The organism is Paraconexibacter sp., from assembly GCF_059438195.1.
Map to the genome: position 1 here is coordinate 1 of NZ_JBLKKY010000095.1, position 12,555 is coordinate 12,555.

Below are 12,555 nucleotides of genomic sequence, written 5' to 3' on the forward strand. Positions count from 1 at the left end.
GCCCCGGGCGCGACCGCCGCTCCGACGGCGACCGCCGCTCCGACGGCGGCCGGCGCCCCGGCGGCGCCCGGCGTCTCGACTCCGCTCGAGGCCCCCGCGGCCGCCGAGGCGGCCGCGCAGGCCGCCGCCGAAGACGCAGACGAGAAGACCGCCGCCGACGCGGCAGGGGAGGAGTGAGATGACCGCACGTGACCGCACCGTGCTCGGCGTCGTCGCGATCGTCGGAGCGCTCGTCGCGTTCTGGTTCCTCGCGCTCTCGCCGAAGCGCGAGGAGGCGACGAAGATCGCCGACGAGGTCGAGGAGACCCGCGGCCAGCTCGACCAGGTCCGCGGCGCCCTCGCCGCGGGCGAGGCGGCCCGCAAGCGCCACGAGGAGGACCAGGCGATCGTCGCCCGCCTCGGCAAGGCGGTGCCCTCCGACGACGAGGTCCCCGCGCTCGTCGTCCAGCTCGAGAAGGCGGCGGACGCCGCGGACGTCGACTTCCGGGTCATCCGCCTCGAGGGCTCGTCGGGCGCGCCCGCCGCGACGGTGCAGCCCGCGCCGCAGGCGGCCGCCGCGGCCGTCCAGGCGACCGAGGGCGAGGGCGGCGGTGACGCCGCCGCCGCGCCCGCGCCGAACGCGGTGCCGGCCGAGGGCGTCGTCGCCCAGCTCCCGCCGGGCGCGACGGTCGGGCCGGCCGGCTTCCCGACGATGCCCTTCACCTTCACCTTCCACGGGACGTTCCGCAAGCTCGAGAAGTTCCTCGACCGCGTGCGGCGCTTCACGGTCGTGAAGGGCGAGGACATCGACGTGCGCGGCCGCCTGCTCACGATCGACGCGGTGAGCCTGCAGGCCGGCCCGAAGGGCTTCCCGCAGCTCGTCGCCGAGGTCAAGGCGACCGCGTACCTCCAGCCGCCGGGCGAGCAGTCCGCCGCGGCGAGCACCGCCGCCGCGGCGGCCGAGAAGAGCGCGACCGCGACCGCCCCGCAGGGCGCGCCGCCGGTCGCCCCCGCCACCGTCACCCCGGGAGTCGCCCCGTGAACGTCCTGCGCAGCATCGGAAACGACCTCGTCGACAAGAAGCTCTGGCCTGTCGTCGCGGTCCTCGTCGCCGCGCTCCTCGCGCTGCCGTTCCTCATGAAGGGCGGGGACGACGTCCCCGACGTCGGCGGCCCGGTCGCCCAGACGAGCCTCACGACGCCGGACGGGCCGAGCCAGCCCGCCGTCGTGCCCGCCTCCGACGAGGAGAAGGGGCGTGACCGTGACAGCGGCTCGCGCGACCCGTTCCGCCAGCAGTACGTCCAGAAGGCCGTGCAGCAGGTGGCGGGGGTCGGCACCGCGCCGGCGCCGAGCGCTCCGGCGCCGTCGGGCGGCTCGAGCGCGCCGAAGACGGGCTCCTCGGCGCCGAAGGCCTCGACGCCCTCGACGAGCGCCCCGAAGGTGACGACGCCGTCGACGACGACGCCGGCCACGAGGCCGACGTCGACGACGAAGCCCGCCGGCTCGCGCGAGGTCCACCGGGTCTCGGTCCGCTTCGGGACGCCGGGCCACCGGCGGACCCTCCGCAACCCGGAGCGCCTCAGCCCGCTGCCGAGCATCAACCGGCCGTTCTTCGTCTACGGCGGCGTCCTCGACGGCGGCGAGAAGGCGGTCTTCCTCGCCGGCGTGAGCGCGCCGTCGGGCGGCGACGGCACCTGCCGCCCCAGCAAGGACGCCTGCTACATGGTCGAGCTCGGCGAGGGCGAGAGCCACTCGTTCACCGTGCCCGGTCAGGGTGGCGGACGGGCGACGTACCGGCTGGACGTCCTCTCGATCCGCGACGAGAAGGCGCGGACGGCCGAGGCGGCCGCGCGTGAGCGCGCCCGCACCGATGCCGAGGGCCAGGCGCTCGTCGACGCGATCGAGAAGGCCCCGGCCGCGGCGCTCGACGAGCTCTACCGCTACAGCGCGAAGACGGGCCTCCTCCTCCGCCGCTCCACGAGCGCGCGCAACGCGGCGGGCGAGGCGGACACGCTCTCCCCGCAGGCGAGGGTCGCCGCGATCATCCTCCAGGCCCTGGAGGCCACCGCCAAGAAGTAGGCAGCCCGCCGTCTCTGCGCGCCGAACCGGATTCCTCCGTGGCCCTGGCCACGAAGGAATCCGGTTCGGCGGCGCGGGGCGGGCCGCCCGGTCACCCCGTGGCCGGGCGGGCCTCTCCGGGGCCCGGACCGTAGACTGGGGCGCCGCATGACGGTCCTCAAGCTCGTGACCGCCGGGGAGTCGCACGGCCCCGGCCTGACCTGCCTCGTCGAGGGGCTCCCCGCCGGCCTCGCGCTCGACCGCGACGCCATCGACGCCGACATGGCGCGCCGGCAGCTCGGCCACGGGCGCGGCGGGCGGATGAAGATCGAGACGGACCGCGCGCACGTCACCGCGGGCGTCCGCCACGGTCGCACGCTCGGCGGCCCCGTCGCCCTCCAGGTCGCCAACCGCGACTACGGCAACTGGGAGGAGCGGATGAACCCCTGGCCCGTCGAGGCCGAGGTCCCCGAGGTCCACCTCCCGCGTCCCGGCCACGCCGACCTCGTGGGCACGTGGAAGTTCGGGCTCACAGACGTCCGCGACGTCCTCGAGCGGGCGAGCGCCCGCGAGACGGCCGCCCGCGTCGCCGGCGGCGCGCTCTGCCGCGCGTTCCTCGGGGCGCTCGGCGTCGAGGTCCGCTCGCACGTCGTCCAGATCGGGTCCGTCCACGCCCCGGCCCGCGACACCGCCATGGCGCTCGAGGACTTCGACGGCGTCGACGACGACCCCGTCCGCTGCCTCGACCCCGAGTCGAGCCGCGCGATGGTGAAGCACATCAACGCGCAGCGGAAGGCGAACGAGTCGATCGGCGGCGTGTTCGAGGTCCAGGCGTTCGGCCTCGTGCCCGGCCTCGGCTCGCACGTGAGCTGGGAGGAGCGCCTCGACGGCAGGCTCGCCGGCGCGATCTGCTCGATCCAGGCGGTGAAGGGCTGCAGCGTCGGCGACGCGTGGGACGTCGCGGGCCGGCCCGGCTCGCAGGCCCACGACGAGATCTTCTACGACGCGTCCCGCGGCGGGTACGTGCGCGACACGAACCGCTCGGGCGGCCTCGAAGGCGGCATGACGACCGGCGACCCCCTCGTCGTGCGCGGCGCCATGAAGCCCCTGCCGACGCTCACCCAGCCGCTGCGCAGCGTCGACATCTCGACGAAGGAGCCGGCCCAGGCGCTCCGCGAGCGCACCGACTCGTGCACCGTCCCGGCGGCAGGCGTCGTCGGCGAGGCGATGGTCGCGTTCGTCCTCGCCGACGCCTACCGGCGCAAGTTCGGCGGCGACCACATCGACGACGTCCGCGCCGCCGTCGAGCACTACCGCGCGCGCATCGGCCGCGAGGGCTGAGGTGGCGGCGCCGGCGATCGTCTTCGTCGGCTTCATGGGGGCGGGGAAGAGCACCGCCGCCCGCGAGGCCGCCCGCGCGCTGCGGACCTCGCACCGCGACACCGACCGCCTCCTCGAGGCCGACTTCGGGACGTCGATCGAGACGTTCTTCGACGCCCACGGCGAGGCGGCGTTCAGGGAGCGCGAGGAGGCGCTGGTGCTCCGCGTCCTCGACGAGGCCGACGGCGACGTCATCGCCCTCGGCGGCGGGAGCCTCGGCTCCGCGCGCGTCCGCGAGGCGCTGCGCGCCCACACGGTCGTCCTCTGCGAGGTGCCGCTCGAGGTCGCCTGGCGGCGCGCGAAGGGCCGCGGCCGGCCGCTCGCCCGCGACCGCGACGCGTTCGCCGCCCGCTACGCCGAGCGCCTCGCGACGTACGAGGCGGCCGCCGACGCGATCCTCCCGCCCGCCGACAAGCGCATCGGCGGTCGCGCCGCCGCGGCGCTGCGCGGGCTGGCGGAGGCTCCGCGCGGCACGCGGCTCGTGTGGGCGCACAGCAGCTCGGGCGACTACCCGGTGCTCGTCGGCCGCGAGCTCCTCGGCCACGTGAGGTGGCCGGCGTCGGGCCGCCGCTTCGTCGTCACCGACGAGACGGTCGCCGACCTGCACGCCGGCCGCGTCGGCGAGCTCTCCGGGCTCATCGAGATCCCGGCGGGGGAGGAGCACAAGACGCTCGCCACGGCGGAGCGGGTGTGGCGCGCGCTCGTCGCGCAGGGCACGACGCGGGCCGACCACGTCGTCGCGGTCGGCGGCGGCGTCGTCGGCGACCTCGCGGGCTTCTGCGCGGCGACCTACCAGCGGGGCATCCCCGTCGTGCAGGTCCCGACGACGCTCGTCGCCCAGGTGGACAGCGCCTACGGCGGGAAGACCGGGGTCGACCTCCCCGAGGCGAAGAACTACGTCGGCGCCTACCACCAGCCCGCCGGGGTCGTCGTCGACACGACGACGCTCGCGACGCTGCCGCCCGAGGAGCACGCGGCCGGGTACGCGGAGGTCGTGAAGACCGCGCTCATCGCCGGCGGCGAGCTGTGGGAGCGCGTCGGCGGCGGCGCGCCGGTCGACGACGCGATCATCCTCGGCTGCGCGCGGACGAAGCTCGACGTCGTCCGAACCGACGAGCGCGACGGGGGCCGTCGCCAGGTCCTCAACCTCGGCCACACCGTCGGGCACGCGATCGAGACCGTCACCGGCTACACGCGGCTCCGGCACGGTGAGGCGGTCGGCCTCGGGATGCTCGCCGCCCTGCGGCTCTCCGGGCAGGACGCGCTGCGCGGCCACGTCGCCGGCCTCCTCGACGCGATGGCGCTGCCGACGCGCCTGGACGGCCTCGACGTCGACGCCGTCGTCGCCGCGACGGCGCGCGACAAGAAGCGCACCTCGGGGGAGACGCCCTTCGTCCTCGTCGGGGCGCCCGGCGACGTGAGCGAGGGTCACGCGGTCGCGACGGACGCCGTGCGAGCGGCCGTGGCAGAGTTGGGCGCATGACCGTCCGCGATCGCATCGAGGTGATGCACGGCGTCAACCTCGACCAGCTCGGCCGGCGTGACCCCGCGCACTACGGCTCCCTCAGCTTCGACGAGCTCACCTATCGGATCGAGGCGTTCGCCGAGGAGGTCGGTCTCAACGTCGTCCTCTTCCACACCAACCACGAGGGCGACTTCGTGGAGCACCTCCACGAGGCGAGGGACCTCTCCGACGGTCTCATCCTCAACCCGGGCGCCTGGACGCACTACAGCTACGCGATCCGCGACGCGCTCGAGCTGTGCGGCCTCCCGGCGGTCGAGGTCCATCTCTCCGACGTCACGGCCCGCGAGGAGTGGCGACGGCACTCGGTCATCCGCGAGCTCTGCCTCGAGACGGTGTCCGGCAAGGGGCCCGAGGGCTATCGCGACGCGCTCGTCCGGCTGAAGGAGGAGCTGTCCGCATGAGCGCGGGGCGGTCCCCCGACCGGGTCGCGCGGCTCGCCGCCGCGGTCGCCGCCCGCGAGCTCGACGCGCTCCTCGTGACGAACCTGGTGAGCCTGCGCTGGCTCACCGGCTTCACGGGCTCCAACGGCGTCGCCGTCGTCGGCGCCGGAGACGGGGGCGTGCGGCGCTTCCTCACCGACTTCCGCTACCGCACGCAGATCGAGGACCAGCTCGACCCGGCGTGGACCCGCGAGATCGAGCAGGACGTCCTGGCGGTCGCGGTCGAGCGCGCCGGGCGCGAGGACGGCGGGCCCGTCCGGCTCGGCTTCGACGATGCCGACCTGTCGGTGAAGGACCACCGCCGGCTCGCCGAGAAGCTGCCCGACGGCGTCGAGCTCGTCCCGGCGGGCGGGGTCCTCGAGGACCTCCGGGCCGTGAAGGACGGGGACGAGGTTGCGGCGCTGCGCGCCGCGGCCGAGCTCGCCGACGCGGCCTTCGAGGAGGTCGTCGGCGCCGGCGTCGTCGGCCGCACGGAGCGCGACGTCGCGCTCGACCTCGAGATCGCGATGCGGCGGCGCGGGGCGTCGGGGGCGTCCTTCGACCCGATCGTCGCCGCCGCGGCGCACGGCGCGCTGCCGCACGCCTCACCGCGCGACGTGCCGATCCCCGAGGGGACGCTCGTCGTCGTCGACTGGGGCGCGATGCTCGACGGCTACGCCTCCGACTGCACGCGCACCGTCGCGACCGGGCCGCTCGACGACGAGGCGCTCTCCGTCTACGCCCTCGTCCTCCGCGCGCAGGAGGCGGCGCTCTCGGCCGTCCGGCCCGGCCCGACCGGCAAGGAGGTCGACGCCGTCGCGCGCGACATCATCGCCGAGGCGGGGCACGGCGACCACTTCGGCCACGGCCTCGGGCACGGCGTCGGGATGGAGGTCCACGAGGGGCCGCGCCTGTCGAAGCTCGGGGAGACGGCGCTCGTCCCCGGCCACGTCGTGACGGTCGAGCCGGGCGTCTACGTTCCCGGGCACGTCGGGGTGCGGATCGAGGACCTCGTCGTCGTCACCGACGACGGCCACGACGTCCTCTCGACGCTCCCGAAGGACCTCCGCACCGTCGGGTGACCCTCGAGCTCTCGGCGACGGCGGATGCGCTCGCGGACGCGCCGCTCGACGTGCGCCTGCGGGGAGGAGGAGCCGCCGGCGAGGTCGTGTGGCGGGCGCGCCTGCGCGACGACGACGGCCGCGTCTGGCGCGGGAGCGCCGAGCGCCCGGAGGACCTCGTCGCCTCGCTGCGGCCCGCGAAGCCGGGCGCCGGGCCCGTGCCGTCGCTCGCCTCGCTGCGGCCCGTCGCCCTCGACGTCCGCGCGGAGCGGCCCGACGGCGCCGGGGCGGCGTCCCGCACGCTCACCCGGCGCCTCCTCGCCGAGGGCGTCCGCGTCCGCCGCTGGCGCGACGGCCGGCTGCGCGCGACGCTCGTCCTGCCTCGCGGCGACGGCCCGTTCCCGGCCGCCGTGCTCGACGGCCGGCCGGGGGAGGGGGCCGGCGACGACCGGCTCGTGGCCGCGGCGGCCCGCATCGGCGCCGCGCTGCTCGGCTCGCGGGGCGTCGTCGCGCTCTGCCTCGAGTCCGGGGACGAGGACACCTCGGCGATCGCGGCGCGGCTCGACGCGGTCCCCGCGGCCGCCGGGGAGGCCGTCGTCCTCGCCCCCGGCGATCTCGTCGTCCCCGCCGGGATCCCCGTGGACGGCGAGGACGCGGCGGCGGCCGCGGTCCGCGGCGCCGCCTGGGGCGCGCTACGCGAGCGCGCGGGCGCCGCCGGAGGGTGAGCACCCCCTACACTCCGCCTCCGCCCATGAGCCAGATCTCCACCAACCAGCTGAAGAACGGCAACCACATCGAGGTCGACGGCACCGTCTTCAAGGTCCTCGAGTTCCAGCACGTCAAGCCCGGCAAGGGCGGCGCGTTCGTGCGCACGAAGCTGCGTCGGGCGAGCGACGGGAACGTCATCGACAAGACCTTCAGGGCGGGCGAGAAGTTCCGCGCGGTCCGCACCGAGGCGCGGAAGATGACGTTCCTCTACTCGGACGGCACGGACGCGCACTTCATGGACGCCGAGAGCTTCGAGCAGATGGCCGTCCCGGAGTCGAGCGTCGCCGACGCGCTGCGGTGGATCAAGCCCAACGAGACCGTCGACCTGCTCTACATCGACGACGTCCCGTCCGACGTCCAGCTTCCGGCGTCCGTCGAGCTCGAGGTGACGCACACGGACCCGGGCGTGAAGGGCGACACCGCCTCGGGCGGCGGGAACAAGCCCGCGACTCTCGAGACCGGCGTCGAGATCCAGGTTCCCCTCTTCGTCAACACCGGGGATCGGGTCAAGGTGCAGACGGAGACCGGTCAGTACATGAGCAGGGCGTGAGCCGGCGGTCGGACCAGCGCCGCGCCGCGGTCTTCGCCCTCTACCAGCACGCGCTCACCGGCCGCGAGCTCGACGACCTCTTCGATCCGGCGGCGTCGGAGTTCACGCGCGCGCTCGCCTACGCGACGGCGGACTACGCGGAGGACCTCGACGCGCTCATCGAGCGCCATGCGAAGGGCTGGACGATCGACCGGATCGCCCCGCTCGAGAAGGCGATCATGCGGGTCGCGCTCCTCGAGATGGTCCATCCGGACGCAGCGCCCGCCGAGACCCCGATCCCGCCGGAGGGGGCGATCGACGAGGCGGTCCAGACGGCGAAGGAGTACTGCGGCGCCGACGCGCCGAAGTTCGTCAACGGCATCCTCGCCGCGGTCCTCCGCGAACGCGGGAAGGGTGCGTCGGAATGAACCCGGCGTCCGGGCTCATTCCGACGCAGCGCGGCCGCGCGCCACGCCGATCCGCGAGAATCAGCGCATGAGCGAGGACGCGACCCCGTCGGAGACCGAGGCGCTCGACCGGCTCATCGCCCGTCTCGAGGAGGCCGCCGCGCAGCTGCGCACCGGCGAGATCGACCCCGACGCCGCGGCGACCGTCGTCGAGCAGTGCGCGTCCACCGCCGCGCAGGCCTCCGCCGAGCTGGAGCGTCTCGTCCGCGCCGCCGGCCAGGACTCCGACTCCTCCCAGGACCGCCTCCTGTGAGCGGCGCCGACGCCGACGCCGCCCCCGCGGTGCGCCCCGGCTATCCGGACGCCCTCCGCGAGGAGGTCGAGGGCTACCTCGGCGGGCTGCGGTTCGCGCCGACGCCGGCGACCGCGGGCCTCGAGGAGGCGATGCGCTACAGCCTCCTCGCCGGCGGCAAGCGCATCCGCCCGGTCCTGGCGCTCGCGACCGCCAACGCCGTCGGCCTCCCGCGCGCCGCGGCGCTGCCGCTCGCCGCGTCGATCGAGCTCATCCACACCTACTCGCTCATCCACGACGACCTCCCGGCGATGGACGACGACGACCTGCGTCGCGGCCGGCCGACCTGCCACGTCCGCTACGGCGAGGACGTCGCGATCCTCGCCGGTGACGCCCTCTACGCCGAGGCGTTCCGGCACCTCCTCGTGGCGACCGACGCGCCCGCGGAGCGCGTCCTCGCGGCGGCCGCGGAGCTCGCCGCCGCGACCGGCGTCGACGGCATGGTCGGCGGCCAGTACGTCGACGTCGCCGGGACGGCGACGACCGCCGACGCGCTGCGCGAGCTCCACGCCCTCAAGACCGGGCGCCTGATCGGCGCCTCGGTGGGGTGCGTACTCCTCCTGGCCGGAATGGACGAACCTGCGACAATGCCCTATCGCCGTTACGCGGCCGAGCTGGGAGTGCTGTTCCAGATCGTCGACGACATCCTCGACGTGACCGGGACGGACGCGGACCTCGGCAAGCCGCAGGGCAGCGATGAGCGGCACGGCAAGCGCACCTACGTCACCGAGTTCGGTCTCGACGGCGCGCGGGACCTCGCCGCACGACATCACCACGGGGCCAGGGAGGCCCTGGCCGCCACGACCGGCGGCGACGACGGCGCGACCGCCGAGCTCGAGCAGATCACCGACTTCATCCTCACGCGCACCGCATGACACGGATCCTCGATCGCATCGACCGCCCCCAGGACCTCCACGGCCTCAGCGACGAGGAGCTCGCCCAGGTCGCCCAGGAGGTCCGCGAGCACATCATCGACACGGTCGGTGAGATCGGGGGGCACTTCGGCGCGAACCTCGGCACGTGCGAGCTCGCGGTCGCACTCCACTCGGTCCTCGACTCCCCGCGGGACAAGATCCTCTGGGACGTCGGCCACCAGGCCTACCCGCACAAGATCCTCACGGGCCGGCGCGACCAGCTCCCGACGATCCGACAGTACGAGGGCCTCGCCCCGTTCTGCGCGATCTTCGAGTCCGAGCACGACATCATGGGCGCCGGCCACGCCTCGACCTCGATCGGCTACGGGGTCGGCCTGAAGGAGGCGATGCGCCTCCGCGGCGAGGCGGACGCCGGGAAGGTCTGCGCGGTCATCGGCGACGGCGCGATGACCGGCGGCGTCGCCTTCGAGGCGATCCACCAGGCGGGCGGCCTCGGCACGCCGCTCGTCGTCGTCCTCAACGACAACGGGATGTCGATCGCGCCCAACGTCGGCGCGCTCTCCCGCTACTTCAACCGCGTCCGCCTGCACCCGAAGCTCTGGCACGCTCGCGAGGGCGTCGAGAAGGGGCTCGCGGAGCTGCCCGGCGGCCTCGGCGCGGCGATCGAGAAGCTCGGCCCGCAGTTCAAGGAGTCGATCAAGGCGTTCTGGGCTCCCGGCCTGTGGTGGGAGGAGCTCGACTGGGCCTACATGGGCGTCATCGACGGCCACGACGTCCACTCGCTGCGCACGGCGCTCAAGCAGGCCTTCGCGGCCGATCGGCCCGTCGTCGTCCACGTCGCGACGGTGAAGGGCAAGGGCTTCGCCCCGGCCGAGGACGGCGGCCTCGAGGGCATGGAGAAGTGGCACGCGGCGAAGCCGAAGTCGATCGCCGAGCGCCGCCCGGTCGCCGCGAAGCCCGCCGCACCCGACGCCGTGCCCGCCCCGCCGCAGTACACGAAGGTCTTCGGCGAGGGCATCGTCGAGGAGGTGCGCCGCGACCGCCGCGTCGTCGGCATCACCGCCGCGATGAACACCGGCACCGGCCTCGACATCCTCCAGAAGGCCGAGCCCGCGCACTACTTCGACGTCGGCATCGCCGAGCAGCAGGCGCTCCTCTTCGCGAGCGGGCTCGCGCTCGAGGGAGCGAAGCCGGTCGCCGCGATCTACTCGACCTTCCTCCAGCGGGCCTTCGACCAGATCGTCCACGACGTGTGCCTCCAGGAGCTCGACGTCGTCCTCGCGATGGACCGCGCCGGCCTCGTCGGCGACGACGGCCCGACGCACCACGGCGCGTTCGACATCGCCTACCTCCGCTGCCTGCCGAACATCGTCTGCATGGCGCCGCGCGACGAGGCGATGCTCCGCCACATGCTCCGGACGGCGATCCAGCACGACGGGCCCGCCGCGCTGCGCTACCCGCGCGGCAACGCCGTCGGCGTCCCAATGCCGGCCCCGCACGAGGTCGCGTCGATCGAGATCGGCCGCGGCGAGGTGCTCCGCGAGGGGTCGCGGGTGGCGCTCCTCGGCTACGGCAGCGGCGTCCAGAAGGCGCTCGAGGCCGCCGACCTCCTCGCCGAGCAGAACGACCTCGACGTGACGGTCGCCGACGCCCGGTTCGCGAAGCCGATCGACGTCGATCTCGCGGCCCGGCTCGCCGCCGAGCACGAGGTGCTCGTGACCGTCGAGGAGGGCGTCCTCGCGGGGGGCTTCGGCTCCGGGGTCCTCGAGGGGCTCGTCGACGGCGGCCACCCGATGGGGCGGGTCATCCGCGTCGGGCTCCCGGACCGCTACGTCACGCACGGCAAGCCCGCGCTCCTGCACGAGGAGGTCGGGTTCACCGGCCGTGCGATCGCCGGCCGCGTCCTCGAGGCGATCGGCGTCGGCGAGGGCGAGCCGGTCGGCGCCGCCGGCGCGTGAGCGTCGAGCGCCTGCACCCGCAGGTCGCGGCGCTGCTCGAGCCCGGCGCCGTCTTCGGCGACGAGGGGACCTCCGGCGACCCGTCCGCCGAGCCCGACGTCGACGCCCTGCGCGCCGGCTACGCGGAGACCGCCGACCGCCTCGGCGGCCACCCCGAGGAGGTGGCGTTCGTCACCGACCTCGAGATCGCGCGCGATCCCGCCGATCTCGAGGCAGGCGTCGTCGTCACGCGCATCTACCAGCCGCTCGAGCTCGCCGAGGGGCCTCCGGGCGCGATCGTGTGGTGTCACGGCGGCGGCTGGGTCGTCGGCGACCTCCCGGGGATCGACCGCGTGTGCCGGTCCCTCTGCGCGCGGTCGGGGCACGTCGTCCTCAGCGTCGACTACTGCCTCGCGCCCGAGCACCCGTTCCCCGCGCCGCTCGAGGACTGCTGGGCGGTCGTCCGGGGAGCGGCGAGCGCCGCGGGCGCCGAGACGCTCGGGGTCGACCCGGGGCGCGTCGTCGTCGGCGGCGACAGCGCCGGCGGCAACCTCGCGGCCGCGTGCGCCCGGCGCGCGCGCGACGAGGACGCCGGCGTCCGCGGTCAGCTCCTCGTGTACCCGGCGCTCGACCCGTCGCGCGCGACGGCGTCGCACCGCGAGTTCGCGACGGGCCCGCTCCTCGCCGGCGACGAGATGGACGCGTTCTGGTCGGCGTACTCCGGCATCCCGGAGGCGGAGCTCGCCGAGCGCGCGACCGACGCGGACCTCGCGCCCGGGCGCGCGACAGAGCTCGCGGGCCTCGCGCCGGCGCACGTCGCCGTCGCCGAGATCGATCCGCTCCGCGACGAGGGGCTCGACTACGCGGCGCGCCTCGAGGCCGCCGGCGTGCCCGTGACGACCGCGACGCACCCGGGGATGGGCCACGGCTTCATCCGCTGGGGCGGCGTCTGCGACGAGACGCACGCGCTCCTCGACGCGCTCGCAGCGGCGGCGCGTCGCTTCCTCGCCTGATCGTCCGCCCGTCCGCCCGCCCGTCCTGACGTTTCTCACGCGTGGCGTGAGAAACGTCAGGACGGATGGCGGGAGCGGCGCGTCCCGGGTCCGGGTGCGCCATCATCCTGCGGCCGTGCGCGGTCCTGTCGCCCTCATCGTCGTCGCCGTCCTCCTGGGGGCGGGCGCCGTCCTCGCGGCCGCCCAGGCACGGGAGCCGAGCCCGTCGGCGGCCACGGCCCTCACCTCGGCCTCGCTCGTGGTCTTCACCTG

Annotated in this window: 13 protein-coding genes; all 13 read left to right on the top strand. The window is 75.2% G+C overall.

Going from position 1 to position 12,555, the window contains the following annotated elements; translation table 11 throughout:
- Positions 1-178 precede the first annotated feature (178 nt).
- A complete protein-coding gene (locus tag ACME2J_RS20665; RefSeq protein ID WP_495546838.1) occupies positions 179-1,021 on the top strand; it encodes a hypothetical protein in 843 nt (280 codons plus the stop codon).
- Complete coding sequence (locus ACME2J_RS20670; protein WP_495546839.1) at positions 1,018-2,058, top strand: hypothetical protein; 1,041 nt, start codon at positions 1,018-1,020, stop codon at positions 2,056-2,058. Before ACME2J_RS20665 ends, ACME2J_RS20670 begins: the two co-directional genes overlap by 4 nt.
- A gap of 147 nt (positions 2,059-2,205) precedes the next feature.
- Positions 2,206-3,378 carry a chorismate synthase gene (aroC, locus tag ACME2J_RS20675; RefSeq protein WP_495546840.1) on the top strand — a complete coding sequence of 391 codons (1,173 nt, stop codon included), beginning with the start codon at positions 2,206-2,208 and terminating at the stop codon, positions 3,376-3,378.
- 1 nt (position 3,379) lies between these two features.
- Positions 3,380-4,900 (top strand): bifunctional shikimate kinase/3-dehydroquinate synthase, encoded by a 1,521-nt coding sequence (locus tag ACME2J_RS20680; RefSeq protein WP_495546841.1) that lies wholly within the window; start codon positions 3,380-3,382, stop codon positions 4,898-4,900.
- Entirely contained in the window at positions 4,897-5,343 is a 447-nt protein-coding gene (locus ACME2J_RS20685; RefSeq protein WP_495546842.1) for a type II 3-dehydroquinate dehydratase, read from the top strand. The genes ACME2J_RS20680 and ACME2J_RS20685 overlap by 4 nt, the downstream gene beginning before the upstream one ends.
- On the top strand, positions 5,340-6,443 hold the full coding sequence (locus tag ACME2J_RS20690) for an aminopeptidase P family protein (RefSeq protein WP_495546843.1): 1,104 nt from the start codon (positions 5,340-5,342) through the stop codon (positions 6,441-6,443). The genes ACME2J_RS20685 and ACME2J_RS20690 overlap by 4 nt, the downstream gene beginning before the upstream one ends.
- A complete protein-coding gene (locus ACME2J_RS20695) occupies positions 6,440-7,147 on the top strand; it encodes a hypothetical protein (RefSeq protein WP_495546844.1) in 708 nt (235 codons plus the stop codon). The genes ACME2J_RS20690 and ACME2J_RS20695 overlap by 4 nt, the downstream gene beginning before the upstream one ends.
- A gap of 26 nt (positions 7,148-7,173) precedes the next feature.
- Positions 7,174-7,740 (top strand): elongation factor P, encoded by a 567-nt coding sequence (gene efp, locus ACME2J_RS20700; RefSeq protein WP_495546845.1) that lies wholly within the window; start codon positions 7,174-7,176, stop codon positions 7,738-7,740.
- Positions 7,737-8,147, top strand: coding sequence for a transcription antitermination protein NusB (locus ACME2J_RS20705; RefSeq protein WP_495546846.1), 411 nt, complete (start codon positions 7,737-7,739; stop codon positions 8,145-8,147). The genes efp and ACME2J_RS20705 overlap by 4 nt, the downstream gene beginning before the upstream one ends.
- Positions 8,148-8,214: 67 nt before the next feature.
- On the top strand, positions 8,215-8,439 hold the full coding sequence (locus ACME2J_RS20710) for a hypothetical protein (RefSeq protein ID WP_495546847.1): 225 nt from the start codon (positions 8,215-8,217) through the stop codon (positions 8,437-8,439).
- Positions 8,436-9,353, top strand: a complete 918-nt coding sequence (locus ACME2J_RS20715; RefSeq protein ID WP_495546848.1) for a polyprenyl synthetase family protein — start codon at positions 8,436-8,438, stop codon at positions 9,351-9,353. Before ACME2J_RS20710 ends, ACME2J_RS20715 begins: the two co-directional genes overlap by 4 nt.
- Positions 9,350-11,311 (top strand): 1-deoxy-D-xylulose-5-phosphate synthase, encoded by a 1,962-nt coding sequence (gene dxs / locus ACME2J_RS20720; protein ID WP_495546849.1) that lies wholly within the window; start codon positions 9,350-9,352, stop codon positions 11,309-11,311. The genes ACME2J_RS20715 and dxs overlap by 4 nt, the downstream gene beginning before the upstream one ends.
- Positions 11,308-12,303: an alpha/beta hydrolase gene (locus tag ACME2J_RS20725; protein ID WP_495546850.1), complete on the top strand. Its 996-nt coding sequence runs from the start codon at positions 11,308-11,310 to the stop codon at positions 12,301-12,303. Before dxs ends, ACME2J_RS20725 begins: the two co-directional genes overlap by 4 nt.
- The last annotated feature ends 252 nt before the right edge of the window (positions 12,304-12,555 follow it).